This is a genomic window from Rhizobium metallidurans (assembly GCF_014196505.1).
Lineage (GTDB): Bacteria > Pseudomonadota > Alphaproteobacteria > Rhizobiales > Rhizobiaceae > Rhizobium > Rhizobium metallidurans.
This window is the reverse complement of the sequence record NZ_JACIDW010000023.1, coordinates 1-23,803: the sequence shown is the minus strand read 5'-3', so window position 1 is coordinate 23,803 and position 23,803 is coordinate 1. Positions and strand designations below refer to the sequence as shown.

The window sequence follows — 23,803 nt, the reverse complement described above, 5'->3', positions numbered from 1 at the left end:
TCTAAGAATTACGCGCGTTCGCGACGCTGGCCGCCATTGCCGCCGCGCGAGGGGCCGCCGCGGCGGTTGCCGCCGTTGCCTTCGCGACGTTCACCGCGTTCGCCACCGGCATTCTGCTGCGCGCCACGGTCTTCGCCATGCTTGCGGGCCGGACGGCCCTGGCCGTTGCGGGGCGCATTGCGGGCACCGCCGCCGGGCTGGTGACGGTTTGCGTCGCCATGGGCGTGGTTGCCGTGCTGTGGGCGCTGCTGCTTGCGGGCCTGGCCTGCGCCACGGAAATCCGAGGTCGAGGCGAGATCGTTGTCAGGGCCTGCCGTGACCGGCGCGACTTCGCCGCGACGCTGGCCTCGGAAATCCTCGTTGCGCTGCGTCTGGCGTTCCGGACGGGGACGACGTTCGCGGCGTTCCTCGTTGGCGCGGACTTCCTCGCCAGCCTCAGGGCGCGGACGGCGCTCGGGGCGGCCGGCGCGGGCGTTGCCACGGCCTTCGCCACCCCTGCCTTCACCATTGCGACCTTCAACGCCACGACCCTGGCCCTGACCGCGATGGCCATTGCCGTTGCCGCGCTTCGGCGCCGCGTTCATGTTGGCCGGGGCTTCGCCAGAGGCAACCGCGATCGAGATGTTCATCAAGCGCTCGATATCGCGCAGCAGACGGGTTTCATCCGGTGCGCAGAAAGCGATGGCGATACCGTCGCGGCCGGCGCGGGCCGTACGGCCGATGCGGTGAACGTAGGCGTCGGGCACTTCAGGCAGGTCGTAGTTGTAGACGTGGCTGACGGCCGGGATGTCGATGCCGCGGGCGGCGACGTCGGTGGCGATCAGCGTCTTGATGTCGCCGTCCTTGAAGGCCTTCAGCGCGCGCTCGCGCTGACCCTGGCTCTTGTTGCCGTGGATCGAGGCGACGGAGTAGCCGACATGCTCGAGATGCTTCATCAGCTTCTCGGCGCCGTGCTTGGTGCGCAGGAACACGATGGCGCGGCCATCGGGGTTTTCGGAGAGCGACTTCTTGAGAAGATCGGTCTTGTCGTTCTTGCCGTTGACGAAGTGAACATACTGCTCGACCTTGTCGGCGGCCTTGCCCGGAGGCGTCACTTCGACCTTGACCGGGTCGGTCAGGAAGTCTGCGGCGAGATCGGCGATCGCCTTCGGCATGGTGGCGGAGAAGAGCATCGTCTGGCGACGCTTCGGCACCATCTTGGAGATCTTGCGCAGATCATGAACGAAGCCGAGATCGAGCATCTGGTCGGCTTCGTCGAGCACGAGGTAGCGCACGGCGGTCAGGCCGATGGCGCGACGGGCGACGAGATCGAGCAGGCGGCCCGGGGTGGCGACCAGGATGTCGGTGCCCTTTTCAAGCTGCAGCTGCTGCTTGTTGATCGAGACTCCGCCGACGACGACGTTGATGCGCAGATGCGACTTGCGCAGAAAGTTCTTCAGGTTCTGGGCGATCTGGTTCACCAGTTCGCGGGTCGGCGCCAGGATAAGCGTACGGGTGGTACGGTTGTCGGGGCGGCGTTCTTCCGGGATCAGCTTTTCGATCAGCGGCAGGCCGAAAGCGGCGGTCTTGCCGGTGCCGGTCTGGGCGAGGCCGATCAGGTCGCGGCCTTCGAGCAGAAGCGGGATCGCCTTTTCCTGGATGGGGGTCGGCTTTTCGATGCCGAGCTGGAACAGTGTGGCGACGATCGGCTTGGAGACACCAAGCGATTCAAAATTGGTCAAGTCATAACCTTTTCAGGGGCGCCAAAACAATACCGCCGGAACGCGGGTTTGCGGTCCGATGTTACTCTGGCGTCAAGAACCCCGCGTGAAGTGGGAACTTGTCTTGTTGGAAAAAGCTTTCCAGCGCTTCTGCCGCGTCCCTTGAGACGAGGTCCATTCGAAATGCGCTTTGTCCTTCTTCCTGCATCCTATTTGCTGGCAGGGGCACGCTCACGCGGCGGCCGGAAGGTGAAAGCTGGCCTGCATTTGGTCTAGTTCCGCCGCAAAGTCAAGGGGAGGGCCGCAAAAGGCCGCGCCGGGACTGACCGCGCAGGGTGCGTCGCGGACAAGGCGCACCGCGCGCGGTCGCCGAAGCAGGCCGCCGGTATCAATAAGGGCAGACGCGGACGCGGTAGGCCTCGCCCCATCCGTTGCGCCGCCACTCGAGATGGCAACGGCGGTAGGGCTGGGAATAGTAGCTGCGGTAAACCGGATAGGCGCCGTATGGCCGGTAAGCCCTGTAGGGATATCTGTAGGGGTATCCATAGCGATAGCCGTAGGCATAGGGATAGCCGTAGCCGTCGGGGTAGCCGTATGTGTAGGGGTAGGGACGAAGCGCCTGCGACAGCAGCATGCCGCCGACGAAGCCCGCCGCCGCGCCGCCCCAGATGTAATCGTGGTTCGCCATCGCGGGCGAGCTTAATGTCAGCGTCGCGGTTGTGAGCGTGAGCAGGATAGAGCCGGTTGTCATGCTTTTACGAAGTACGGACATGTTCGCCTCCTGTGACGGACGAGTTCTTCTTGGGGTCGCCAGCAGAACATCGGGCCGGTGCTCAAGAAATGGCTGCGATTTTAGCACGATTTCCGGGGTTTTGCTTGGCAACGACATGGGGGCCAGGAGCTGCAACCGGGCATCCGCCCGCTTTAAACTTCTCAATCCGAAGCGTTATTTTTGTTTGGCGGGGTCATGGTTAATGCGTTGTTAAACGCCTCTCGGCTATGGTCGATGACGTCGCAATTTGCCTAGTGTTTTCATGGTGGAGCAGGTGTTTTTGGGAGCGAACGGGGACATTCTCGAACTGGCATGCCGCCGGATCGCGGATCTGGACAACCCTGCCTATGTCAAGAACAGCGAACTGCGCTATGTCGCGGTCAACCAGGCCTATGCGGATTTCTTCGGCAAGGAGATTTCCGATTTCATCGGCCGGCGCAGCCGCGAGCTGTTCGACCGGCCGGAAGAGCAGGATCGCGAGGACAAGGAGCGCCGCGCGCTGGTTTTCGGCAGCGAGGAAAGCGCGCTCTGTTTCGACGCGACAGGCGATGCCCATGACCGCGTGCGGATCGAGAGCTTCGCGCTGTCGGAAGAGCGGATCTATGTGCTCGGCATGTTCGAGGAGGCGCGCAAGGCGGCGCGGCCGACATGGCCGGCGACGCGGGCCTCCAGCGCAATCCGTACTGACATCGACTTTCTGCGTGACGTGATCGAAGCGCTCCCGGTTGCAGCCTTCGTTCGCGACGAGGATCATCGGCTCGTCTATGCCAACGCCTCTTACGAACAGCTGACGGGGCTGCCGCGCGCCGAGGCGCTGGGCAAGACCGAGCGCGAGATGTTCGGCACGGCGTCCGGCGACATGGTGAGCCGGGGGCACGTGCAGGCGCTGGCCAAGGGGGAGGCCCGCGATATCGAGAGCCTCGTGCCGGGGGCCAACGGCGGGGTCTATCCGATCCTCGCGCAGATCAACCGGATCAGTGGCGGCGACGGCCGGCACTATACCGTCGGGTCGTTCTCGGACGTGTCGCTGCTGAAGGAACGCGAGAGCGCGCTCATCGCGGCGCAGGCCCATACCGAAATTCTCCATCGCGACATGGCCAGGGTGCTGAATTCGCTGCCCGTCGGCGTGCTCATCCTGGAGAGCGATCTCACGATCCTCTACGGCAACCAGGCGTTCTACACGATCTCGGACCTGCCCGAGGGCTACTTCGACGGCAAGAGCTTCGCCGAGCTCGTCGAATACAATCATATGCTCGGGCGCTATCCGCCCGGCGTGACCGCCGAGGAGATGCTGGCGCGGCGCACCGATCAGTTCCGCTCGGACCACCCGGCGGCGGCCGAGATCAACTGGGGCGACAGGTTTCTCCTGGTCGACAGCCGCAAGATCTCCACGGACCGCATTCTCCTGACCTACGCCGATGTCTCGGCCGTGCGCCTGCATGAACGGGCAATCCACGCGGCCCGCGAGGAACTCGAGAACCTTGGCGAGCTGATGGGCGACGCGACGCATGCGATGTCGCAGGGGCTGCTCGTGTTGCAGGACGGCGAAATCCTGCTCAGCAACGATGCGCTGGCCGGCATGCTCGACCTTGCCGGCGACCGTGTCGCCGTCGGCCGCGACTGGCGCGAGATGCTGTCGTTCTGCGCCGCCAGGGGCGATTTCCCGGAAGATGCCGGTCACCTGCTCAACGATATCGGCCAGGCGCTTGCCGATGACCAGCCAGCGTCGCATCTGTTTCGCGTGCCCGATGGCCGCTGGGTGCAAATGGACGTGATGGTCAGCGCCCGCCGGCATTGGGTGGTGCTGTTCACCGACATTTCGGCGATGAAGATCCGCGAAGGCGATCTGGAGAGCCTGCTTGAACGGGCCGAAGTCGCCGATCGGGTGAAATCGGAGTTTCTGGCGAATATGAGCCATGAAATCCGCACCCCCATGAACGGCGTGCTCGGCATGGCGGAACTGCTGTCGAAGACCAATCTCGACACGCGCCAGAAGACCTTCGTCGATATCATCACCAAGTCGGGCAATGCGCTGATGACCATCATCAACGACATTCTCGATTTCTCCAAGATCGATTCCGGGCAGATGACCCTGCGCCGCATCACCTTCGATCCGGTCGAGGCCGTCGAGGACGTGGTGACGCTTTTGTCGTCGCTGGCGGCGGAAAAGAGCATCGAGCTTCTGGTCCGCGTCACGCCCGACATGCCGGCCGCCATCATCGGCGATGCCGGGCGCTTCCGCCAGATCGTCACCAATCTGGTCGGCAACGCCGTCAAGTTCACCGAGCGGGGACATGTGCTGGTCGAGCTCGGCTATGTCGCGGGCGCGGCCGACGAGATCATGGCGACGCTGCGCATCGAGGATACCGGCATCGGCATGCCGAAGGACCGGCTCGACCAGATCTTCGGCAAGTTCTCGCAGATCGATTCCTCCTCGACGCGGCGTCACGAGGGTACCGGGCTGGGGCTGGCGATCACGGCGGGTCTCGTCGACCTGTTCGGCGGCTATATCGAGGTCGATAGCGCTGTCGGCGAGGGGTCGGTCTTCACCGTCACCCTGCCGTTCACCATCGGCGCCAAGCGGGCGGAGCCAAGGCCGCTGCCCATCAACGTGCGTGGCGCACGCGTGCTTGTCATCGACGACAACGCCGTCAACCGACAGATCCTGACCGAGCAACTCACGCAATGGGGCTTCGACGGCGCGGCCGCCGAAGACGGCGTCGAGGGCCTCGCCATTCTCGAGGAAGCCTTCGCGCTCGGCGTTTCCATCGATGCGCTGGTTCTCGACTACCAGATCCCCGGCATGAACGGCGCCGATATCGCCCGCCTGCTGCGCGCCGACGAACGCTTCGCCGATCTGCCGATCGTCTTCCTGACATCGATGGACATATCAGGCACCGAGAAGGAATTCGCGGCGCTGAACGGCCAGGCGCACCTGATGAAACCGGCGCGCGCCAACGTGCTGCGCAACACCATCGTCGATGTCGTGCGCACCAACCGGATCAGGCTGGCGCCGACGCTGCGGCCCGTCATCGAGGCACCGCCGCTCGAGCCCGAGCTTTTGCCGGAACCTCGCAACGAAAGAGCGCCGCCGTCCTTCATCGACGTGCTCGTCGCCGAGGACAACGAGGTGAACCAGATCGTCTTCACGCAGATCCTGCAGGCGACGGGTCTGAACTTCCTCGTCGTCAAGAACGGCGAGGAGGCCGTCGAGGCCTGGGAGGCCCATACGCCGCGCATCATCATGATGGACGTGTCGATGCCCGTGATGAACGGCCACGACGCGGCACGGCGCATCCGCGAGCTCGAACGCGGGCAGGGGCACCGGGTGCCGATCATCGGCGTCACCGCGCACGCGCTCGACGCCGACCGCGATCTCTGCCTCGATGCCGGCATGGACGACTACATGGCCAAGCCGATCAGCCCGGAACTGCTGGAAGAGAAGATCGCGCTGTGGCTCGGCAAGGAAGGCCGCGCGAGCGGGGTTTCGCTGAGCTGATCAGGACTAACCCTCGGCACGCTTGACGCCGCACAGCATTTCGCGCTTGCCGGCGAAGCCGGGACGGCGCTCGACGGCAAAGCCGGCCGCACCCAGATTGCGCCGCACGAAGCCGGCCGCTGCGTAGGTCGCGAAGGTGCCGCCGGAAACGGTTTTCTCACAGACAACTGTCATCAGTTCCTGCGACCACATATCGGCGTTTCTCGACGGCGCGAAGCCATCCAGATACCAGGCATCGAAACCCGCCTCGGCGGCCGTCACGCCATCGAGCGCCCGGCCGCAGACGACGCTGAGTCTCGTCTGCTCGTCGAGTGTCAACGAGACGGTTCTCTCCGGTACATCCGGCCAGGCCGAGACCAGCGCGATACGCTCGGCATCGATCTCCGGCCAGTGCGACAGCGCGCGGTCGATCTCGTCGCGCCGCATCGGGTAGAGCTCGAAGGACATGAAGTGCAGTTGCTGGCCTTCCGCGCGCCTCAGCTTCCAGTTCCGGAAGGTCTCGGCGAAGTTCAGGCCGGTGCCGAAACCAAGTTCGCCGATCAGGAAGCTCTTCGCCCCGGCCCAGCGTTCGGGCAGGCCGTTTCCGGCGAGGAAGACATGGCCGCATTCGAGGCGGCCGTCGGTCTGGCAATAAAAATGGTCGCCAAAGGCCGGCGAATAGGGCATATCGCCGTCGCGCCATTCCAGCGGCCGGTTCGCCATCTCGGCCTGTGCCAAGTTAATCTGATCGGGATCGATGTCTGTCATGTCAACAGCCGATAGTCCGGCCTTGCCCTCGGGTCAATCGTCCACTGAGCTGTTGATCGTCGGCGGCGGCATCATGGGTCTCTGGGCGGCGGTTCACGCCGAGCGCATGGGGATCGACGCGGTGCTGATCGATGCTGGATCGTTCGGCGGCGGGGCCAGCGGCGGCTTGCTCGGCGCGCTGATGCCGCACATGCCGGATAAATGGAACCCGAAGAAGCAGTTTCAGTTCGATGCGCTGGTGGCGCTGGAGCCCGAGGTGGCGCGGCTGGAGGACGAGACCGGCCTCACGGCCGGCTATCGCCGCTCGGGCCGGCTGATCCCGCTGCCCAAGCCGCATCTGCGCGATATCGCGCTCGGGCATTCGGTCGATGCCGAAAGCCACTGGCATGCAGGCGAGCGCCGCTTCCATTGGCATGTGATCGATACGCCTGATGTATCCGGCTGGCCGGACGCTTCTCAAATGGAGGGCGGCTTCGTGCATGACACGCTGGCCGGCCGGGTGGCACCGCGATCGCTGACGGCTGTGCTTTCAGCTTTTCTCCGCGGTGCCAGACACGTTCGCATCATCGAGAATTCGGCCGTTCACAGTATCGATGCCGCGCGCGGGGTCGCCGAAACCGATGCCGGCGCGATCGCCTTCGGGCATTGCGTCATCGCGGCCGGCTACCAGTCGTTTCCGCTTCTGGCGCGCGACACGGCAGGGCTGACGCAGCCGCTCGGCCAGCCGGTGAAGGGGCAGTCGGCGCTTTTGAAGGCCGATATCGATCCCGAGCTGCCGACCATCTTTCGTGACGGGCTCTATGTCGTGGCGCACGAGGGCGGGCATGTCGCGATCGGCAGCACCAGCGAGAACCGTTTCGATGCACCCTTTGCGACCGACGGGCAGCTGGACGTTCTGGTCGAGAAGGCGCGGGCGCTTGTGCCCTTGCTGCGCGATGCGCCCGTTATCGAGCGCTGGGCGGGGCTGCGCCCCAAGGCGATCGACCGCGATCCGATGATCGGCCCGCATCCCGCGCATGAGAGACTGCTGGCGCTGACCGGGGGCTTCAAGGTCAGCTTCGGCCTCGCGCATCGGCTGGCCGAGGCGGTGGTGCACATGGCCGCTGGCAACGTGGTCCCGTTCCCGGTGCCCGAGAGCTTCCACCTGATCAATCATATTCACGTCGCTTCACGCTAAAGTGCCTCGCGCTCGCTTGAATTTTCTCGTTTCGCTTACGCTTTTCCGTTTTTCGCCGTCTTTATCCTGAAATCGGCGGCCACTTTCGCGAGATAAACAGCAATTCACGTTAAACGTGAATTAGCACTCGCTATCCTTCGTCAATCTGTCATGCAAATCGCCTATCTGCTTGCAAAACGGCGGCGCGCTTACGAGTCGCGCCTGGTGCCGACGGAGATATTTGCATGCGATACGCCATCTGCTTCACGCCCGCCGCGAATGACCCGCTGTCGCATGCGGCTGCCAATTGGCTTGGCCGAAACGTGTTTTCCGGCGAGATGGTGGAGCCGACGGCCATCCCCGGGCTCAGCCTTCACGAGGTCGCCTTTCACACGGCGGTGCCGCGGCGCTACGGCTTTCATGGCGCGCTGAAGGCACCCTTCCGGCTTGCGGCGGACCAGTCGGAGCCGCAACTATTGCGCGAATTGATGCGTTTCTGTGGCACGCTCACGCCGTTTTCGGTTTCGCGGCTCGAGGTCGCGCGCACCGGCAGCATCTTCAGCCTGGTGCCGTCGCTGCCCTGCGACAACGTGCAGTATCTGGCATCCTCCATCGTGGCGCAGTTCGACCAGTTCCGGGCGCCGCTCAGCGATGCCGATATCGAGCGCAGCGATCCGGATGGCCTTTCGGCGGCGCAGTTCGCCAATCTGCATCGATGGGGATCCCCTTATGTGATGGACGAGTTCCGCTTCCACATGCCGCTGACCGGTCCGGTCAGCCTGATCGACATGCCGCGCATCGAGCGCTCGCTGCGTAGCGTCTTCGAGCCAGTGCTGGTCGATCCGGTGAAGATTTCGAACGTGGCGCTGATGGTCGAGGAGGGCAATGGTGGGCCGTTCAGGGTGCATTCGCTGCATCCGATGGGCAAGGTCAGCGCACGGCGCGAGCGGGTTCCCGTTCCGGCCTAAGCGTTTGTGCGATAAGCGCAAAACGCCGTTGCGCAGTTTCCGTCTCGACATTCGCTCTTGAGGTGTTACCGTTCGCCGACTTTCTGGAAGGTGATTTCATGGTATCCGAGACCTACCCGCGCAATCTCGTCGGCTATGGCCGCAATCCACCCGACCCGAAATGGCCCGGCGGCGCCAATATCGCCGTGCAGTTCGTCATCAATTACGAAGAGGGCGGCGAGAGCTGCGTCCTCGATGGCGACGCGGCGTCCGAAAACCTGCTGTCGGAGATCGTCGGCGCGGCGGCATGGCCCGGCCAGCGCAATCTCAACATGGAATCGATCTACGAATACGGCTCGCGGGCCGGTTTCTGGCGGCTGTGGCGGCTGTTCACCGAACTCAAGGTACAGGCGACCGTCTACGGCGTGACGCTCGCCATGGCGCGCAACCCCGAGGCGGTGGCGGCGATGAAGGAAGCCGGCTGGGAAATCGCCAGCCACGGCTACCGCTGGTTGGAATACAAGGATTTCCAGGAGGATCTGGAGCGCAAGCATATTCTGGAAGCCGTGCGGCTGCACACCGAACTAACAGGCGAGCGGCCCTACGGCATGTACCAGGGCAAGCCATCCGACAACACGCTGAGGCTGGTGCAGGAGGAGGGCGGCTTTCTCTACTCGTCGGACAGTTATGCCGACGATCTGCCTTTCTGGGTGAAGGGCGTGGACGACAAGCCGTTCCTGATCATCCCCTATACGCTCGAAACCAACGACATGCGCTTCGCCACGCCGCAGGGCTTCAATTCGGGCGACCAGTTCTTCACCTATCTCAAGGATGCCTTCGACACGCTCTATGAAGAGGGCAAGGCGGGCAGCCCGAAGATGATGTCGATCGGCCTGCATTGCCGTCTCGTCGGCCGTCCGGGCCGCGCGGCGGCGCTGAAGCGCTTCATGCAATACGTGCTGGAGCACGAGAAGGTGTGGATCCCGCGCCGCGTTGAGATCGCCGAGCATTGGCACAAGCACCACAAGCCGGAGGCCATCTGATGATCGCACGCGACGAGTTCATTTCCCGCTTCGGCGGCGTGTTCGAGCACTCGCCCTTCATCGCCGAGCGGGCCTTCGACGACGGTTTCGTCGGCGAGACGCTCGACGTCGACCGGGTGCACACCGCGCTGGTGGCGATCTTCCGCGCCGCGAGCCCGGAGGAGCGTCTCGGCGTTCTGCGCGCCCACCCCGATCTCGCCGGCCGCCTGGCGATCGCCGGCGAATTGACCGAGGACAGCAAAAAGGAACAGGCCGGCGCCGGCCTCGATCGCCTGAGCCCCGAAGAGCACAAGCGCTTCACCGAACTCAATCGCGCCTATGTCGAAAAATTCGGCTTTCCCTTCATCATCGCGGTGAAGGGTCTCGACAAGCAGGCGATCCTTTCGGCTTTCGAGAAGCGCATCGACAACAGCCGCGACGCGGAATTCGAAACGGCGACGGCACAGGTGGAGCGCATCGCGCTTCTCAGGCTCGAGGCGCTCCTGCCGACACGCTGAGCGACACCGCTTTTCTCTTGTCCGTCCGCCGCTTATAGTCGTCGGGAGGGAGTGAAGACGATGAGACCATCCGAAGTGCTGGAGCAAAACAGGCAGGCGATCCGCGAGGCGACCAAGCGCTTCAACGCGGCCAACCCGCGTGTGTTCGGCTCGGTGGCGCGGGGTGAGGACAGGGCGGACAGCGATCTCGATATTCTGGTGGATGCTTTGCCGGGCGCAACACTTCTTGATCTCGGCGGTCTGCTCGATGAGCTGGAGCAGATGATGCTGGGTACGCCGATACACCTTTTGATACCGGGCGACTTCCCCGAAGATGTCCGACGGCGCGTTCTTGAAGAGGCCAAGCCGATATGAGTTCGACCATTATTCTTGCCAAGTGATAGTGTGAGAAGACGATGAGACCATCCGAGGTGCTGGAGCAAAACAGGCAGGCGATCCGCGAGGCGACCAAGCGCTTCAACGCGGCCAACCCGCGTGTATTCGGCTCGGTGGCGCGCGGTGAGGATCGGGCGGACAGCGATCTTGATATTCTCGTCGATACGCTGCCGGGGACGTCCCTGTTCGATCTCGGCGGGCTGCTCGAAGAGTTGAAGGATATTCTGGGGGTGGAGGTGGATCTGGTGACGCCTGGCGGATTGCCGGAAAACATTCGCCAGCGTGTTCTGTCGGAAGCGACGCGCATATGAGCGCGGAGAGGCTGGTCGATTATATCGGCAGGATGCAGGCGGCCGCCGAACAGGCGCGGATGCTCACCGAGGACATGGACGAGCAGGCGTTCCTGTCCGACGTGCGTACGCAGCTTGCGGTGACCATGTCGCTGGTGCTGCTCGGCGAGGCGGCATCGCGGATCGGCAGCAATCATCCGGAGTTTCCTCGTGAGCATGAGCAGATACCCTGGGCGCAGATCCGGGGCATGCGCAATCTCATGGTTCACGATTATTATCGCGCCGATTTGCCCGCGATCTGGACCACTGTGCGGCGCGATCTACGATCGCTGATTTCCGAGCTCGAATCCCTACGCCACTGGCGCATACAAGGCGAATGACCAACGTGACAGAACCCCTCGATATCCAGCCGCTGACCAAAGCCGCCTTCGCGCCCTTCGGCGAGGTCATCGAAGCCGATCCGGCGACGATGCGCTATATCAACAACGGCACCACGGAGCGGTTTCATGCGCTGGCTGCCGCTGACGTGGTAGGCGAGGGCGGGCGCGTGATCATCAACCTGTTTCGCGGCCAGCCGCGCGATTTTCCCTATCAGGTCGGAATGATGGAGCGGCACCCTCTCGGCAGCCAGAGCTTCTCGCCGATCTCCGGCCGGCCGTTTCTGGTCGTGGTGTCGATGGACGAGGGCGGAAAGCCCGGTCGTCCGCAGGTGTTCCTGGCGCGCGCCGATCAGGGCGTGAATTATGGGCGCAATGTCTGGCACCATCCGTTGATGTCGCTTGGCGCGGTCTGCGATTTCCTGGTTGTCGATCGCGACGGGCCGGGCAACAATCTGGAAGAATATGTCTTCGACACGCCCTTTCTCATCAGCGAGCCAATTTCATGACCGGATTGACCACCCATGTCCTCGACACCGCCTCCGGCAAGCCCGCCGAGGGGCTGAAGATCGAGCTCTTCCATATCGAGGCCGAAGTCCGGCGGCATGTGAAGACCGTCGTCACCAATGCAGATGGCCGTGTCGATGGCGGGCCGATCCTTGTCGGGGAGAGTTTCAAGGTCGGGACCTACGAGCTCCTGTTTCATGCCGGCGATTATCTGCGCGGCATTGGTGCCGCGCTGCCGCATCCGGCCTTCCTAGACCTCGTGCCGATCCGCTTCGGTATCGCCGACGAGAGCGCGCATTATCACGTGCCGCTCTTAATCTCGCCCTACGGCTATTCCACCTATCGCGGGAGCTGAGCGATGCGTTTCGCCGCGATCGCCGATGTGCATGGCAACCATCTGGCGCTCGAGGCGGTGCTGGCCGATATCGCCGCGCTTGGGATTTCCGAGATCGTCAATCTCGGCGATTGCCTGAGCGGGCCGCTCGAAGCGGGCAAGACGGCGGACAGGCTGATGTCGCTCGATGCGCTGACGGTGCGCGGCAATCACGATCGCTACCTGGTCGAGAGCCCCGCCGACGCCATGCCCTCCTGGGAGCAGCATGCTTACGGGCAACTGTCGGCCGCGCATCTCGGTTGGCTGCGGGCCCTGCCGTTCAGCGCCGTCTATCGCGACGAGGTCTATCTCTGCCACGCGACACCCGGTCATGACGAAACCTACTGGCTCGAATCCGTCTCGCCAGACGGTCATGTCTTCCTGAAGCCTCTCGAAGAGATCGAGGCGCTGGCCGAGGGGATCGAGCAGCCGCTGATCCTCTGCGGCCACAGCCATGTGCCGCGCATGGTGCGTCTCAGCGACGGGCGCCTGATCGTCAATCCTGGCAGCGTCGGCTGCCCCGGCTATAGTGACGACACGCCCTATGAGCACAAGGTCGAGGTGGGACATCCGCTGGCCTGCTACGGCATCATCGAAAAGACCGCGTCCGGCTTCGCGCCGCAGTTCCGAACGGTCGCCTACGATCATATGGCGATGTCGCGGCTGGCGCGGGAGAACGGGCGCCCGGATTGGGCGGGCGCGTTGGCGACGGGGTGGGTGCGGTAAAGCTAAGCCGCCGCGTTGCGCTCGATCTCGTGCTTCGCGGCCTTGGCGAGAAAGGCCGAGCGCGACAGGCCGGCTGCTGCGGCGACGGCGTCGATGCGGGCCAGAACATCTTCCGGCAGCGTCACATTGATGCGCACGGCCCTGCTGGACGCTGCTTTCAGCGAGACGAGGATGGCAACGCCGTCCTTGTTCTCCGGGTTGGCCATGACCACTTCGAGCGAAGAGGGTTGCGGAAGCGTCTCTCCGTCCTTGATCAAGCCTTCGACGTGAAAAGCCAGGGCTTCCTCGGCCATTTCGCGCGCCTCGTCCAGCGTCGAGCCAGCCGTGATGGCGCCGGGAAAGTCCGGAAAGGAGACGCCGTAGTCGCTCTCTGCGTCCTTGTGGATCAGTCCGATATAGTTGCGCATGATCACCTCAACTTCAGGCCCGACTGTTTCTCGATGCTGCGCAACGTCCCGATCGGAATGTCCCGCTTGGGATGCGGCACCGTCACGCGGCCTGGCTTGTCCGCGTGCTTAAACTGGGCGTGACTGCCCTTGCGACCGACCTCGAACCAGCCGGCTTTCAGCAGCAAGGCAATGACGTCGGCGCTCTTCATCGGGCTGAATTATACACAATGATGTGTATAATTCAAATGACGCCTACTGCCGTCCCGCGATGATCGACGAGTTCACGTCCTTGATGTCGCGCTTGCCGCAAAGGGCCATGGTCACGTCCATCTCCTTGCGGAGAATGCTCAGCGCCAGCGACACGCCTTCCTTGCCCATGGCGCCGAGGCCATAGAGGAAGGGGCGGCCGATGTAGGTGCCCTTGGCGCCGAGCGCCACGGCCTTCAGCACGTCCTGGCCGGAGCGGATACCGCCGTCGAGGTGCACTTCGATCCTGTCGCCGACGGCGTCGACGATCGCGGGAAGCACGCTGATCGAGGAGGGGGCGCCGTCGAGCTGGCGGCCGCCATGGTTGGAGACGATGATGGCGTCGGCGCCGGTCTCGGCGGCCGCCCTCGCGTCCTCGACGTCGCAGATGCCCTTGATGATCAGTGGGCCGCCCCACTGCTCCTTGATCCATGAAACATCGGCCCAGGAGAGCTGTGGGTCGAACTGCTCCGCCGTCCAGGAGGAGAGCGAGGAGAGGTCGGAGACGTTCTTGGCGTGGCCGACGATGTTGCCGAAGGAGCGGCGCTTGGTCTGCAGCATGTCGAGGCACCAGAAGGGCCGCGTCGCCATCTGCCAGATGTGCTTGGGCGTGAATTTCGGCGGCGCCGAGAGGCCGTTGCGCAGGTCCTTGTGGCGCTGGCCGAGGATCTGCAGGTCGGCGGTCAAGACCAGCGCCGAGCACCTGGCGGCCTTGGCGCGGTTGATCAGGTTCAGCACGAAGTCCTTGTCCCTCATGACATAAAGCTGAAACCAGAAGGGCTTGGTGGTGACCGAGGCGACGTCCTCGATCGAGCAGATGCTCATGGTCGACAGCGTGAAGGGAACGCCGGCCTCCTCGGCGGCCTGCGCCGCCAGCATCTCTCCGTCGGCGTGCTGCATGCCGGTAAGACCGGTCGGCGCCAATGCCACCGGCATCGATACCTTCTGGCCCACCATCGTCGTCTCCAGCGTGCGGTTCGTCATGTCGACGAGCACGCGCTGGCGCAGGCCGATCTTGGCGAAATCGCTCTCGTTGGCCCGGTAGGTCTGTTCCGTCCAGGCGCCGGAATCGGCGTAGTCGAAGAACATTTTGGGGACGCGGCGCTGGGCGAGGGACTTCAGATCGGCAATGGTGAGAGGTTTGGCCATGGATAAGACTTTCACATCTGAATAATGCAACCGGCCATATCACATATAATTTACATCCGAAACGGTATCTTTTCCACGCGTTGGGGGCCGCGCGGTCGGGGCATGGGCGGTTGAAACTGGCGCCGCGGCGGAGATCAATTTCCCCTTCACCCATGTCGGAATAGCTTGGCCCGATCCGTCCTTGGGGAGAACACATGAGGAGGAAGCGATGCGAGAGTTGATCCTGGCCATGGCGATGACGCTCGACGGGTTTGTCAGCGGCCCCGAGGGTGAGACCGAGTGGATTTTCACCGGCGACGAGGAGGCGATCGCCTGGAAGGTCGAGAACGCCTCGAATGCCAGCCTGCACATCATGGGCAGCCGCACATTCGAAGGGATGGCGCGCTTCTGGCCGACATCGACCAACGTCTTCGCACCGGCGATGAATGAGATCCCCAAGGCGGTGTTCTCGAAAAAGGGCGCGGCGATCCTGCCGCGGGAGATCGAGGCAGCTGTAGCGGGCGAGCCGCAGCCCGGCGCCGACAGCTGGCGCAAGGCCCATGTGGCGAGCGGCGATCTGACCGAGGAGATCGCCAGGCTGAAGGCTCAGGACGGCAAGCCGATCATCGCCCATGGCGGCGCCAGCTTCGCGCGCAGCCTCATCGCCCATGATCTGGTCGATCGGTACATGCTGATGGTCTATCCGCTCGCGCTCGGGCGCGGCCAGCCGATCTTTTCCGATCTCGCGCAGCCGAGGCAGTTGCAACTGGTCAGCACGCGGGTGTTTCCCAAGGGCGCGATCGTGCAGGTCTATCGGCGCGGCTAAAGCGCACCCTTCGCCGCCACGCCCGCGACATAGGTCTCGACGATGGCGTGATCTCAAGCGGATGGTTGACGTCCGTGCTCCATGAAATCGAGCGCATCAAGGGCGCGTTCGCACGCGTCGCCGATATAGCTTTGGCCGAAATCGGTGGGATATACCTCCTCGACGATTTCTTCCTTGAAAGCTTTCATTCGGGCCTGAATGCGAATGCGGACGCGGCTGTAAATGTCTGGCGTTAGAAAGGGCGAGGACGATGCTTGAGCCAGTTCGTCTGACAGGGCGATATAGGTTCCAGCGAGGTCGAAGATGTCACGGGCTTTGAACGTTGAGCCGCGCAGATAAATCTTCTTGGCGATGATTTCGCAGGGACGTTCGCGGATAATGCTGCGCCCCTCGAACTCAAACGGGATCGTGGCGTGTTGTAGAAGCGGTGACGCACCAAGGAAGTCAATCTCACCGATTCCCTTGACGATGAGCTTCAAATAGTGACCCGGATACTGGTAGTCGGGACGTAGCGTCTCGTCATTCCAGCAGATGGACCTTGTGTCCGGATTTATAACCGGAGCAAGCTTTTGGATCAGTTTTGCGGAATCGAGAAATGCGTCGATATCATAGCTGAACCGATGGCCGAGATCGATGGCGAGTGCCGTTCCGCCGCCAAACGTCCAGCGGGGGGCGGGCTCATCGTCCGTCGTAATGGAATCGATCGCTCTCAGCGTCAGCCGCATCAGCTCCTGCCACTGGGTCGGCAGCCATCTCCCGGATCCATCGCGCATTCTCGTAGTCCTCATCGACGTCCCAGAACGAAATCGCTTTCGAGAGACTATCGAACGTAATTGCGCCTTCGACAACCATGTCCATGATGACTTCGACGCCGACTTCCCGGAAGAAGGCGCGAACATGCGGGCGCCAGCGTGGATCGGTCGTTGATAGGGCGAGACACGCAGTCAGCGTGTCGGCGTCGATATGGCTCGGCAATGGCGCGTTGATCGTTGTCAGCGCCCGCCATATCGCTCGATTTTTGATCGTATCAGCCATCCGACCTTTTTATCAGGCAGCCGTGCAAGTCTCAAGTTCACCGGAGGGCACCCTTCGCCGCCGCGCCCGCCACATAGGTCTCGACGATGGCGCGGTCGTCGCCCATGGTCTGCAGCAGGAAGAGCTCTTCAGGAAGCGTTTTCACCACTTCCATCTTCAGCGCCATGGCCGGTGTCGCGGCGGCGTCGAGCACGACCACGTCTGCGTCGGTGCCTTTGTCGAGCGTGCCGATGTGGTCGGCGAGCGAGAGCGAGAGCGCGTTGCCAAGCGTCATCAGGTAGTAGCTTTCCAGCGGGTTCAGGCGCTCCGCGAGCAGTTGCTGGATCTTGTAGGCCTCGTCCATGGTGCGCAGCATCGAGTAACTCGAGCCGCCGCCGATATCGGTGGCGACGCCGATCCTGACCGGCCTGTCGCGGCGCATCAGCGCCTTCAGCGGGAACAGGCCCGAGCCGAGGAAGAGGTTGGAGGTCGGGCAGTGGACGGCGATTGCGCCGGCCTCGCTCATCGCGTCCGCCTCGCGCTCCGACAGGTGGATGCAGTGGCCGAACAGCGTCTTGTCGCCGAGCAGGCCGTAGCGGGCGTAGATATCGGTGTAGTCGATCGCCTCAGGATAGAGCTCGCAGGTGAACTTGATCTCGTCGTGGTTTTCGGAGAGATGCGTCTGGATGTGCAGGTCGGGGAATTCGCGGGCGAGCGCCTGCGTCGCTTCCATCTGCTCAGGGGTCGAGGTGATGGCGAAGCGCGGGGTGATGGCGACGTGGTTGCGGCCCTTGCCGTGCCAGTCGGCGATGATCTCTCGGGTCTCGTCATAGCCCATCCGAGGCGTATCGAGCAGGCCCTGCGGGGCGTTGCGGTCCATCATCACCTTGCCGCCGACCATGCGCATGTCGCGCCTCATGGCTTCCGCGAAGAAGGCGTCGGCGGAGGTCTTGTGGACGGAGCAATAGGCGACCGCCGTCGTCGTGCCGTGGCGGATCAGTTCGTCGTAGAAATGCGTGGCAATGCGCTGAGCATGCGCGCTTTCGACGAAGCGGCATTCCTCGGGGAAGGTGTAGGTGTTCAGCCATTCGAGAAGATTGGCGGCATAGGAGGCGATCACCTGCATCTGCGGGAAGTGCAGGTGCATGTCGATGAACCCCGGCATGATCAGATGCGGACGATGATCGATCTCGACCACGCCTGCCTCGGCCTTGGCCTTGACCTCGGAATAGGGGCCGATTTCGACGATCAGGCCCTTGTCCATCAACAGGCCGCCATCGGTCTCGTAGCGATAGCTTTCGCTGTCGGTCAGGCTCCGGGGTGCCCTGACGAAGGAGAGCAGGCGGCCGCGGAGAAGGGTCTGGGTCATGGGCGTTCGCCTCTATCGATTGCGTGTCGTGGTCAGAGTGGGCTCAGGGCGCCGGCTTGGCGGGGATGGCCGCCACCGACGCGGCGCAGCCGTATAATGTCCTTCCCTGAAATACCAGCTTTGCCGCGAGATCGTAACGCTTCGCGGATGCGCCGTCGACGCAGGCCTGCCTGGTCAGCGTCAGCGTATAGCGCGAAGGCGCGTGGTTGATGGTCCATGTCGCGCTGTTTTCAGTCGTCGCCGTCGGACCGGGATTGACGGTGATGACGTCGTTCTTGCCGGCGCGGCTGAAGGTAATCTGATTCTCGCGGATGCTGAGCGCCCAGAAGGGGCCGGTGCCGAGCGCATTGACCTCGCCCCAGAGGCCGGCGGGGGCACCGGGCGGCTGATCGGCGGGGATATCTTTCGGCACGGTACCCGTCGTCCTCACGTCCTCCTGTTTGGCGATGGCCTCCTCCGCCACGGCTTCCGTCCACGTCTGCCCCGGGAGGGCGAGAAGGCTGGCCAGAAGCAGGGGGCGGAGGCCTCTCGTCATTCGCGCTTGCCCTGGACAGCGCTCTCGAACCAGGCGACGAGGAGCTTGCGCTCGTCCGGCGTGATAGCGGTGACGTTGCCCGGCGGCATGGCGTGGCTGCGGCCGGCCTGGATGTAGATGTCGCGGGCCCGGGCGGCGATCTCGGCGTCGTTTTCGAGGATGACGTTCTTCGGCGGCCGCGCCAGCCCTTCATAGACGGGCGTGGCGGTATGGCACATGGAACAGCGGGTGCCGATCAGCTGCTTGACGGCGGGGAAGCGCGGATCGCCGGCGAATTGCTGGAAGGCCGGAGCGACCGGCCTGGCGGCCGCGTCCTTCTCGCCGGTCAGCACCTTGGGAACGGTGGAAAGCCACATGATCAGGATGAACAGGATGACGGTGGCAAGCCAGGTCCAGGTGGGGCGGCCCTTGCGCGCATGCGTGGTGTTGAACCAGTGGCGGATGGTGACGCCCATCAGGAAGACCAGCGCCGCGATCACCCAGTTATAGGCCGTGGCGAAGGCCAACGGATAGTGGTTCGACAGCATGAAGAAGATGACGGGTAGGGTCAGGTAGTTGTTGTGCAGCGAGCGCTGCTTGGCGATGGCGCCATATTTCGCATCCGGCGTGCGGCCGGCGATCAGGTCGGCGACGACGATCTTCTGGTTGGGGATGATGATCATGAAGACGTTGGCCGACATGATGGTGGCGGTAAACACACCAAGATGCAGGAAGGCGGCGCGGCCGGTGAAGAGCTGCGTATAGCCCCAGGCCATGAACACCAGGACGGCATAGAGCACCAGCATGAGGCCCCAGGTGTTCTTGCCGATCGGCGACTTGCAGAGCAGGTCGTAGACGAGCCAGCCGCCGGCCAGCGAGGCGAGCGAGATGGCGATGGCGACGGGCGCGCTGATATCGAGAACATCGCGATCGATCAGGAACAGATCGGCGCCGCCGTAATAGACGATGGCGAGCATCAGGAAGCCGGAAAGCCAGGTGAAATAGCTCTCGTACTTGAACCATGTCAGGTGCTCGGGCATCTGCGCCGGCGCCACCAGATATTTCTGGATGTGGTAGAAGCCGCCGCCATGCACCTGCCACTCCTCGCCATAAGCGCCGACGGGAAGATGCGGGCGCTTCACCAGGCCGAGATCGAGCGCGATGAAATAGAAGGACGAGCCGATCCAGGCAATCGCGGTGATGACGTGGAACCAGCGGGCCGCGAAGGCCAGCCATTCCCACGCTATGGCGTATTCATACATTCAGTTCCCCTGTGCTCTCTCCGATTCAGCAGTGTGCAGAATGTTGGGCCGGGAGAAAAGGGGGATTAGGAGACACCGCCACGTTGTCGGCGCGGAAATCATGGCTTTCTTACGTAGAGCGGGTCTTCGGGCAGCGGATCGGGCACTTTCGACTTTCCTTGCTCGTTCACGCCGGCTGCGATCTCGATGATCGTCCAGATATCGGTCGCGTTCTCGACACCGAACTCGGTTTCCAGCATGGCGATGAAAGATCTGGTCGAGAGAATGTCCAGATTGAGGTTTTCGGTCTGTCTCAGCGCCGCCCGCGCCCTGCGGTCATCGACCAGCAGGACGACGGTCTCGCTGTCTTCGACAACGGTTTCGGCGGCCGCGAGAACGTCGAGAAGGCTGTAGTCGCCGCGTCCCGTCCAGCTGGGTTTCAGGTCCGGAGTGCCGCCTCCCATGCGCCAGTTCGTCATGGCCTTTTCGTATTCGCGGCCGACGGCGGTCTCCATGACCTTGACCCGGTGGCGGTTGTCTCCAAACCACGCGGCGAGCAGCTTTCGTTGTTCGGTACGGGGGTCGTCGTCAGGATCGGGATCGCGCGTTGCCTCGATCGCCACCATATCCGTGATCCAGACCTCGATCCGCGGTACGAACAGATAATCCAGCGCATCGCGGCCGGCCATCGACAGCAGGGAGAGGGGCGACGTATCGGGGATGAGCAGGCGAGGCGCGCGCGCGAGGTCCCCGTCCATCAGCGCAGTCTCCATCGGCGCATCGCCTTGTCGATTTCTCGGGCGATCTCGTCGGCATGCTGTCCGTCAAGGGCGTCGCTCGCCGTCTGTTCGACGTAGCCGGGATCGCGTGTGTCGTAGCCCAGCGGGTCGGCGATCCGGCGATGCAGCGTCGGGCTGGATTTGCGCACCTCGTTCGGCACCGGCTCGCCGGCCGCCGTCTTCAGCCGGATGAACTCCTCCGCCGACATGACGACGGCGCGCGGCTGATCCCTGTTGGTGACCAGAACCGTTTCCACATCGGCCGTTCTCAAGACGTCGCCGAGATTTTTCTGCAGGTTGATCGAGCGAATGGTCTGCATCAGGGCGCTTTCATTGTTTTACGTAAATTTACATAATATCGGGTTCGGGCGCAAATATTTCGCTGCATCGCAGGGCGCGCGCGCCGCCGACCTTCGGCCTTCCCATCCCGCCAGGCCGCCCGCCATTGACATGGCGGGACTTGATTACAGTTTTATTCAAGGCCGCCGGGACGAGTGGAAACCGCATCGGCGCGGCGGCGCATTCATCGACGGAGAAGATGCCGATGCGCAGTATTCTTGTGGTTGTGATGATTGCCTTCGCGTCCTGTGTCCCGGTCTCGCGTGCCGTGGCCCATGACGCGCCTTCCGGGTGGAGCTACGAGCCCTATTGCTGCAACGGCGACAACGAGACGGGTGATTGCCAGATGATCCCGCCGAAGAGCGTCACGATCACGCCGAACGGCTATCGGGTGACGCTTCTGCCGGGTGACCATCGGCTCGTCACCCGCGCCCATGTCTTCCTGCTGCCGATGGGGCGCGCGATGAAATCGGGTGACGGCGAATATCATCTCTGCCTGTTTCCCAACGAGGATACGCCGCGCTGCTTCTACGCGCCCGAAATGGGCTACTGAGCGCTTTCCCTGTCGCGGGCGATTTCCTCCAGGATCCAGTTGCGGAAGGCCTTGATCTTCGGGACGTTGCGGCGGTTTTCGGCATAGACCAGCCAGTAGCTGCGATGATCGCGGCAGGTCATCTCGAAGGGCTGGTAGAGGCGCCCCTGGGCGATCTCGTCGCCGTAGAAGGCGGGCGTCAGGATGGCGACGCCCTGGCCGGCCATCGCCGCGCTCGCCTCGAAGCTCTGCGCGCCGTACTGGCTGCGCGGGCGCGATTCCAGGCCAAGATCGCTCAGGCCCGATGCCGTGAACCAGATCCGCCACCAGGGGTCGGTGGGGCTGATGATCGGCAGTTTCATCAGATCCTCGGGCTTGTGAATGCCGCCGACGCTCTCGGCGAGCTTCGGGCTCAGCATCGGGCTGAAATCCGCCTGGATGAGCTTGTCCGACATCAGCCCGCGCCAGTTGCCGGCGCCGGAGCGGATGGCGACATCGACGGGCTCGCGGGTGAAGTCGATCAGCGTATCCGAAGCCGACAGCCGCACGGCGATCGACGGATGCCTGAGCTGGAAGGCGCCCAGGCGCCGCGCCAGCCAGTGCGAGGCGAAGGTGGCGATGGTGTTGATCAGAAGCGTCGATTCGATCTCGCCGCGCGCTTCGGCCATCGCCTCGTTCAGGAGCACGAAGGCGTCCGACACCTTCGGCAGCACCCGTTCGCCGGTATCGGTGAGGCTGATCTGGCGCGGACGGCGCAAAAACAGCGGCTCGCCGATATTCTCTTCCAACAGTTTCACCTGATAGCTGACCGCCGTCTGCGTCATGCCGAGCTCCTCGCCGGCCTTGGTGAAGCTGCCGAGCCTCGCCACGGCCTCGAAGACGCGCAGCGCATTCAGCGGAACCTGCCTGGACAGCTTCATGGATAAGTTCTCTTTATGCATGCAGACGTTTGTTCGATTGGAATTTCAGCATTAATCGACGCAATCTGCAAGTCACGGGATCAAATTATCGAGGTGATGTCATGACTTGCGCAACGCGCGAACAGACCGTCGGACAGCTTAGCAAGCAGCGCTCCAGATCGACCCACACGAGCGCTTTCGAGTGGCTGGCGGCTCTGTTGAGAGCGCTTGCCGTTCGTCTTGCGCGGCCCGACCGGCTGGATCTCGAGGGCATGCCGGATCGCGTCAAGCGCGACCTCGGCTTCATGGATGGCCGCGAGCCCTATCGCGAGGATGCGCGGGCGCCGTAGACGGCAAGCGCGGTCAGGATTTCGGCCGTCGTCATGGCGGCGATCATCTCCGGCCGCTTGTCGCGCACCGCATGGCCGCCGATCGGCAACGTCAGCCGCTCCATCCACGCCTTGTCGCCGCCCGCCTCGCGCTGCAGCCAGCTCGCGAAGGTGGCGCGCTTGGTGGCCGAGCCGATCATGCCGGTATAGGCGAGATCGGTGCGGGCGAGCGCCTCGCGGGCGATCAGGAAATCGAGCGCGTGATCGTGGGTGAGAATGACGACGGCGGCGCCCTCGCGCATCTCCTGCACCAGCGCTTCGGGCATGGCGACGAGCCGGGCGGTGATGCCCTCGGGCAGATGCGCGAGTTCCTCTTCCCGGGTCTCGATCACGGTCACGTCGAGCGGCAGCGGCGACAGTGCGACGGCGAGCGCGCGGCCGACATGGCCGGCGCCGAACAGCCACACCTCCGGCCGCCGCGCGGCCTCGTCGCTGCTCCGCTCCTCAAGTTCGCGGATGACGGCATCCGTCACCTCGCGAAACCGCAACCGCGTGCGTCCGCCGCAGCACTGGCCGATCTCCGGCCCGAGCGGGATATCCATCGTTTCGCGGCCGTCGGCGCCCTGAAGAAGCTTGCGGGCGTTGGCGATCGCCATGAACTCGAACTGCCCGCCGCCGATGGTGCCCCAGATGGTGTCGGCCGAGACCAGCATGAAGGTGCCGGTTTCGCGCGGGGTGGAACCCTGCGTGCCGGTGATGTCGATCAGGATGGTTTCGGGGTGGGTGGCGAGGAATTGGGGCAGCGTGGTCATGGAGATGCGCCGTGTTCATAAGGCCACCGTAGTGGTCGCCGCGTCCCCCTCATCTGCCTGCCGGCATCTTCTCCCCGTGGGGGAGAAGAGACCTGTGGCGGCCGATCGTGCCCCTCTTGCTCCCTCTTCTCCCCAACGGGGAGAAGGTGGCCCGAAGGGTCGGATGAGGGGGTGTGGTTCGAAGGTGAGGTCGACGGCGGGCCTCCGATAGAACGATCGCATCGGATTATGGCGAACCGGCGAGGTCGCGCCAGCCGCGCCCCCTCATCCGGCTGCCGGCATCTTCTTGGATGATCAAAATATGAGATAGTTGTTTCTGCCGGGCGGGTGGCCACCCGCCCGGCAGCTGGTTGTCGGATCGTCACCTTCTCAGCCGT

General features: G+C 63.6%; 29 protein-coding genes. 14 read left to right on the top strand and 15 right to left on the bottom strand.

The features are described from left to right. Positions 1-8: 8 nt before the first annotated feature. Complete coding sequence (locus tag GGQ67_RS22145) at positions 9-1,721, bottom strand: DEAD/DEAH box helicase (RefSeq protein WP_183902297.1); 1,713 nt, start codon at positions 1,719-1,721, stop codon at positions 9-11. A gap of 367 nt (positions 1,722-2,088) precedes the next feature. Further along, the gene (locus GGQ67_RS22140; protein ID WP_183902296.1) at positions 2,089-2,472 is read right to left on the bottom strand and encodes a hypothetical protein; all 384 of its coding nucleotides are present in this window, start codon (positions 2,470-2,472) and stop codon (positions 2,089-2,091) included. Positions 2,473-2,752: 280 nt separating this feature from the next. On the opposite strand from GGQ67_RS22140, the gene GGQ67_RS22135 reads away from it, so the two are divergent. After that, positions 2,753-5,971 carry a response regulator gene (locus GGQ67_RS22135; protein ID WP_183902322.1) on the top strand — a complete coding sequence of 1,073 codons (3,219 nt, stop codon included), beginning with the start codon at positions 2,753-2,755 and terminating at the stop codon, positions 5,969-5,971. Between the two features lie 6 nt (positions 5,972-5,977). Here GGQ67_RS22135 and mnmC2 read toward each other — a convergent pair whose 3' ends face one another. Next, positions 5,978-6,718, bottom strand: coding sequence for a tRNA (5-methylaminomethyl-2-thiouridine)(34)-methyltransferase MnmC2 (mnmC2, locus tag GGQ67_RS22130; RefSeq protein WP_183902295.1), 741 nt, complete (start codon positions 6,716-6,718; stop codon positions 5,978-5,980). Between mnmC2 and GGQ67_RS22125 the strand changes: the two genes are divergently transcribed. The 10 genes from GGQ67_RS22125 (at position 6,717) to GGQ67_RS22080 (ending at position 13,009) form a co-directional block, all read left to right on the top strand. Then, positions 6,717-7,895, top strand: a complete 1,179-nt coding sequence (locus GGQ67_RS22125; protein ID WP_183902294.1) for an NAD(P)/FAD-dependent oxidoreductase — start codon at positions 6,717-6,719, stop codon at positions 7,893-7,895. The genes mnmC2 and GGQ67_RS22125 overlap by 2 nt on opposite strands. Positions 7,896-8,119: 224 nt before the next feature. Then, positions 8,120-8,842, top strand: coding sequence for a DUF1045 domain-containing protein (locus tag GGQ67_RS22120; RefSeq protein WP_183902293.1), 723 nt, complete (start codon positions 8,120-8,122; stop codon positions 8,840-8,842). Between the two features lie 98 nt (positions 8,843-8,940). Beyond that, the gene (puuE, locus tag GGQ67_RS22115; RefSeq protein WP_183902292.1) at positions 8,941-9,864 is read left to right on the top strand and encodes an allantoinase PuuE; all 924 of its coding nucleotides are present in this window, start codon (positions 8,941-8,943) and stop codon (positions 9,862-9,864) included. After that, positions 9,864-10,361 carry a 2-oxo-4-hydroxy-4-carboxy-5-ureidoimidazoline decarboxylase gene (uraD, locus tag GGQ67_RS22110; protein ID WP_183902291.1) on the top strand — a complete coding sequence of 166 codons (498 nt, stop codon included), beginning with the start codon at positions 9,864-9,866 and terminating at the stop codon, positions 10,359-10,361. The genes puuE and uraD overlap by 1 nt, the downstream gene beginning before the upstream one ends. 60 nt (positions 10,362-10,421) lie before the next feature. Beyond that, positions 10,422-10,715 carry a nucleotidyltransferase family protein gene (locus GGQ67_RS22105; protein WP_113238373.1) on the top strand — a complete coding sequence of 98 codons (294 nt, stop codon included), beginning with the start codon at positions 10,422-10,424 and terminating at the stop codon, positions 10,713-10,715. A 41-nt stretch (positions 10,716-10,756) separates the two neighbouring features. Continuing rightward, a complete protein-coding gene (locus GGQ67_RS22100) occupies positions 10,757-11,047 on the top strand; it encodes a nucleotidyltransferase family protein (protein WP_183902290.1) in 291 nt (96 codons plus the stop codon). Continuing rightward, positions 11,044-11,406 carry a HepT-like ribonuclease domain-containing protein gene (locus tag GGQ67_RS22095; RefSeq protein WP_183902289.1) on the top strand — a complete coding sequence of 121 codons (363 nt, stop codon included), beginning with the start codon at positions 11,044-11,046 and terminating at the stop codon, positions 11,404-11,406. The genes GGQ67_RS22100 and GGQ67_RS22095 overlap by 4 nt, the downstream gene beginning before the upstream one ends. 5 nt (positions 11,407-11,411) lie before the next feature. Beyond that, positions 11,412-11,912 carry an ureidoglycolate lyase gene (locus GGQ67_RS22090; protein ID WP_183902288.1) on the top strand — a complete coding sequence of 167 codons (501 nt, stop codon included), beginning with the start codon at positions 11,412-11,414 and terminating at the stop codon, positions 11,910-11,912. Continuing rightward, complete coding sequence (uraH, locus tag GGQ67_RS22085; RefSeq protein WP_183902287.1) at positions 11,909-12,265, top strand: hydroxyisourate hydrolase; 357 nt, start codon at positions 11,909-11,911, stop codon at positions 12,263-12,265. Before GGQ67_RS22090 ends, uraH begins: the two co-directional genes overlap by 4 nt. A gap of 3 nt (positions 12,266-12,268) precedes the next feature. Next, positions 12,269-13,009 carry a metallophosphoesterase family protein gene (locus GGQ67_RS22080; RefSeq protein WP_183902286.1) on the top strand — a complete coding sequence of 247 codons (741 nt, stop codon included), beginning with the start codon at positions 12,269-12,271 and terminating at the stop codon, positions 13,007-13,009. 2 nt (positions 13,010-13,011) lie between these two features. On the opposite strand, the gene GGQ67_RS22075 is transcribed toward GGQ67_RS22080, so the two are convergent. Genes GGQ67_RS22075 through GGQ67_RS22065 form a run of 3 tightly spaced genes read right to left on the bottom strand, consistent with a single transcriptional unit; the run spans position 13,012 to position 14,793 of the window. After that, positions 13,012-13,416: a type II toxin-antitoxin system HicB family antitoxin gene (locus GGQ67_RS22075; RefSeq protein WP_183902285.1), complete on the bottom strand. Its 405-nt coding sequence runs from the start codon at positions 13,414-13,416 to the stop codon at positions 13,012-13,014. A 2-nt stretch (positions 13,417-13,418) separates the two neighbouring features. Further along, positions 13,419-13,607, bottom strand: a complete 189-nt coding sequence (locus GGQ67_RS22070; RefSeq protein WP_183902284.1) for a type II toxin-antitoxin system HicA family toxin — start codon at positions 13,605-13,607, stop codon at positions 13,419-13,421. 43 nt (positions 13,608-13,650) lie between these two features. Further along, positions 13,651-14,793 carry an alpha-hydroxy acid oxidase gene (locus GGQ67_RS22065; RefSeq protein ID WP_183902283.1) on the bottom strand — a complete coding sequence of 381 codons (1,143 nt, stop codon included), beginning with the start codon at positions 14,791-14,793 and terminating at the stop codon, positions 13,651-13,653. Between the two features lie 208 nt (positions 14,794-15,001). Between GGQ67_RS22065 and GGQ67_RS22060 the strand changes: the two genes are divergently transcribed. Further along, complete coding sequence (locus GGQ67_RS22060; RefSeq protein WP_183902282.1) at positions 15,002-15,598, top strand: dihydrofolate reductase family protein; 597 nt, start codon at positions 15,002-15,004, stop codon at positions 15,596-15,598. Between the two features lie 53 nt (positions 15,599-15,651). On the opposite strand, the gene GGQ67_RS22055 is transcribed toward GGQ67_RS22060, so the two are convergent. The 7 genes from GGQ67_RS22055 to GGQ67_RS22025 form a co-directional block, all read right to left on the bottom strand. After that, complete coding sequence (locus GGQ67_RS22055) at positions 15,652-16,323, bottom strand: nucleotidyl transferase AbiEii/AbiGii toxin family protein (protein WP_183902281.1); 672 nt, start codon at positions 16,321-16,323, stop codon at positions 15,652-15,654. Continuing rightward, positions 16,277-16,633, bottom strand: coding sequence for a hypothetical protein (locus tag GGQ67_RS22050; protein ID WP_183902280.1), 357 nt, complete (start codon positions 16,631-16,633; stop codon positions 16,277-16,279). Before GGQ67_RS22050 ends, GGQ67_RS22055 begins: the two co-directional genes overlap by 47 nt. Before the next feature lie 37 nt (positions 16,634-16,670). After that, positions 16,671-17,981 carry a guanine deaminase gene (gene guaD / locus GGQ67_RS22045; RefSeq protein ID WP_183902279.1) on the bottom strand — a complete coding sequence of 437 codons (1,311 nt, stop codon included), beginning with the start codon at positions 17,979-17,981 and terminating at the stop codon, positions 16,671-16,673. 43 nt (positions 17,982-18,024) lie between these two features. Further along, positions 18,025-18,516, bottom strand: coding sequence for a hypothetical protein (locus GGQ67_RS22040; protein WP_183902278.1), 492 nt, complete (start codon positions 18,514-18,516; stop codon positions 18,025-18,027). Beyond that, positions 18,513-19,757, bottom strand: a complete 1,245-nt coding sequence (locus tag GGQ67_RS22035) for a urate hydroxylase PuuD (RefSeq protein ID WP_183902277.1) — start codon at positions 19,755-19,757, stop codon at positions 18,513-18,515. Before GGQ67_RS22035 ends, GGQ67_RS22040 begins: the two co-directional genes overlap by 4 nt. A 98-nt stretch (positions 19,758-19,855) precedes the next feature. Further along, positions 19,856-20,494 carry a hypothetical protein gene (locus tag GGQ67_RS22030; RefSeq protein ID WP_183902276.1) on the bottom strand — a complete coding sequence of 213 codons (639 nt, stop codon included), beginning with the start codon at positions 20,492-20,494 and terminating at the stop codon, positions 19,856-19,858. After that, positions 20,494-20,835 (bottom strand): type II toxin-antitoxin system prevent-host-death family antitoxin, encoded by a 342-nt coding sequence (locus tag GGQ67_RS22025; RefSeq protein WP_183902275.1) that lies wholly within the window; start codon positions 20,833-20,835, stop codon positions 20,494-20,496. The genes GGQ67_RS22030 and GGQ67_RS22025 overlap by 1 nt, the downstream gene beginning before the upstream one ends. Before the next feature lie 224 nt (positions 20,836-21,059). Here GGQ67_RS22025 and GGQ67_RS22020 point away from each other — a divergent pair, with 224 nt between their 5' ends. Next, positions 21,060-21,407, top strand: a complete 348-nt coding sequence (locus GGQ67_RS22020; RefSeq protein WP_183902274.1) for a hypothetical protein — start codon at positions 21,060-21,062, stop codon at positions 21,405-21,407. Here the strand turns inward: GGQ67_RS22020 and GGQ67_RS22015 are convergent. Continuing rightward, complete coding sequence (locus GGQ67_RS22015) at positions 21,401-22,306, bottom strand: LysR substrate-binding domain-containing protein (protein WP_183902273.1); 906 nt, start codon at positions 22,304-22,306, stop codon at positions 21,401-21,403. The genes GGQ67_RS22020 and GGQ67_RS22015 overlap by 7 nt on opposite strands. Before the next feature lie 101 nt (positions 22,307-22,407). Between GGQ67_RS22015 and GGQ67_RS22010 the strand changes: the two genes are divergently transcribed. Further along, entirely contained in the window at positions 22,408-22,635 is a 228-nt protein-coding gene (locus tag GGQ67_RS22010; protein ID WP_183902272.1) for a hypothetical protein, read from the top strand. Here the strand turns inward: GGQ67_RS22010 and xdhC are convergent. After that, on the bottom strand, positions 22,608-23,426 hold the full coding sequence (gene xdhC, locus GGQ67_RS22005; protein WP_183902271.1) for a xanthine dehydrogenase accessory protein XdhC: 819 nt from the start codon (positions 23,424-23,426) through the stop codon (positions 22,608-22,610). The genes GGQ67_RS22010 and xdhC overlap by 28 nt on opposite strands. Between the last annotated feature and the right edge of the window lie 377 nt (positions 23,427-23,803).

Excerpts from the sequence above, each read along its gene's own strand:
- GGQ67_RS22140 (WP_183902296.1), bottom strand. The coding sequence starts at position 2,472 with ATGTCCGTACTTCGTAAAAGCATGACAACCGGCTCTATCCTGCTCACG.
- GGQ67_RS22125 (WP_183902294.1), top strand. The coding sequence starts at position 6,717 with ATGTCAACAGCCGATAGTCCGGCCTTGCCCTCGGGTCAATCGTCCACT.
- mnmC2 (WP_183902295.1), bottom strand. The coding sequence starts at position 6,718 with ATGACAGACATCGATCCCGATCAGATTAACTTGGCACAGGCCGAGATG.
- GGQ67_RS22120 (WP_183902293.1), top strand. The coding sequence starts at position 8,120 with ATGCGATACGCCATCTGCTTCACGCCCGCCGCGAATGACCCGCTGTCG.
- puuE (WP_183902292.1), top strand. The coding sequence starts at position 8,941 with ATGGTATCCGAGACCTACCCGCGCAATCTCGTCGGCTATGGCCGCAAT.
- uraD (WP_183902291.1), top strand. The coding sequence starts at position 9,864 with ATGATCGCACGCGACGAGTTCATTTCCCGCTTCGGCGGCGTGTTCGAG.
- GGQ67_RS22105 (WP_113238373.1), top strand. The coding sequence starts at position 10,422 with ATGAGACCATCCGAAGTGCTGGAGCAAAACAGGCAGGCGATCCGCGAG.
- GGQ67_RS22100 (WP_183902290.1), top strand. The coding sequence starts at position 10,757 with ATGAGACCATCCGAGGTGCTGGAGCAAAACAGGCAGGCGATCCGCGAG.
- GGQ67_RS22095 (WP_183902289.1), top strand. The coding sequence starts at position 11,044 with ATGAGCGCGGAGAGGCTGGTCGATTATATCGGCAGGATGCAGGCGGCC.
- uraH (WP_183902287.1), top strand. The coding sequence starts at position 11,909 with ATGACCGGATTGACCACCCATGTCCTCGACACCGCCTCCGGCAAGCCC.
- GGQ67_RS22080 (WP_183902286.1), top strand. The coding sequence starts at position 12,269 with ATGCGTTTCGCCGCGATCGCCGATGTGCATGGCAACCATCTGGCGCTC.
- GGQ67_RS22075 (WP_183902285.1), bottom strand. The coding sequence starts at position 13,416 with ATGCGCAACTATATCGGACTGATCCACAAGGACGCAGAGAGCGACTAC.
- GGQ67_RS22070 (WP_183902284.1), bottom strand. The coding sequence starts at position 13,607 with ATGAAGAGCGCCGACGTCATTGCCTTGCTGCTGAAAGCCGGCTGGTTC.
- GGQ67_RS22065 (WP_183902283.1), bottom strand. The coding sequence starts at position 14,793 with ATGGCCAAACCTCTCACCATTGCCGATCTGAAGTCCCTCGCCCAGCGC.
- GGQ67_RS22060 (WP_183902282.1), top strand. The coding sequence starts at position 15,002 with ATGCGAGAGTTGATCCTGGCCATGGCGATGACGCTCGACGGGTTTGTC.
- GGQ67_RS22055 (WP_183902281.1), bottom strand. The coding sequence starts at position 16,323 with ATGCGGCTGACGCTGAGAGCGATCGATTCCATTACGACGGACGATGAG.
- GGQ67_RS22050 (WP_183902280.1), bottom strand. The coding sequence starts at position 16,633 with ATGGCTGATACGATCAAAAATCGAGCGATATGGCGGGCGCTGACAACG.
- guaD (WP_183902279.1), bottom strand. The coding sequence starts at position 17,981 with ATGACCCAGACCCTTCTCCGCGGCCGCCTGCTCTCCTTCGTCAGGGCA.
- GGQ67_RS22040 (WP_183902278.1), bottom strand. The coding sequence starts at position 18,516 with ATGACGAGAGGCCTCCGCCCCCTGCTTCTGGCCAGCCTTCTCGCCCTC.
- GGQ67_RS22035 (WP_183902277.1), bottom strand. The coding sequence starts at position 19,757 with ATGTATGAATACGCCATAGCGTGGGAATGGCTGGCCTTCGCGGCCCGC.
- GGQ67_RS22030 (WP_183902276.1), bottom strand. The coding sequence starts at position 20,494 with ATGGACGGGGACCTCGCGCGCGCGCCTCGCCTGCTCATCCCCGATACG.
- GGQ67_RS22025 (WP_183902275.1), bottom strand. The coding sequence starts at position 20,835 with ATGCAGACCATTCGCTCGATCAACCTGCAGAAAAATCTCGGCGACGTC.
- GGQ67_RS22020 (WP_183902274.1), top strand. The coding sequence starts at position 21,060 with ATGCGCAGTATTCTTGTGGTTGTGATGATTGCCTTCGCGTCCTGTGTC.
- GGQ67_RS22015 (WP_183902273.1), bottom strand. The coding sequence starts at position 22,306 with ATGAAGCTGTCCAGGCAGGTTCCGCTGAATGCGCTGCGCGTCTTCGAG.
- GGQ67_RS22010 (WP_183902272.1), top strand. The coding sequence starts at position 22,408 with ATGACTTGCGCAACGCGCGAACAGACCGTCGGACAGCTTAGCAAGCAG.
- xdhC (WP_183902271.1), bottom strand. The coding sequence starts at position 23,426 with ATGACCACGCTGCCCCAATTCCTCGCCACCCACCCCGAAACCATCCTG.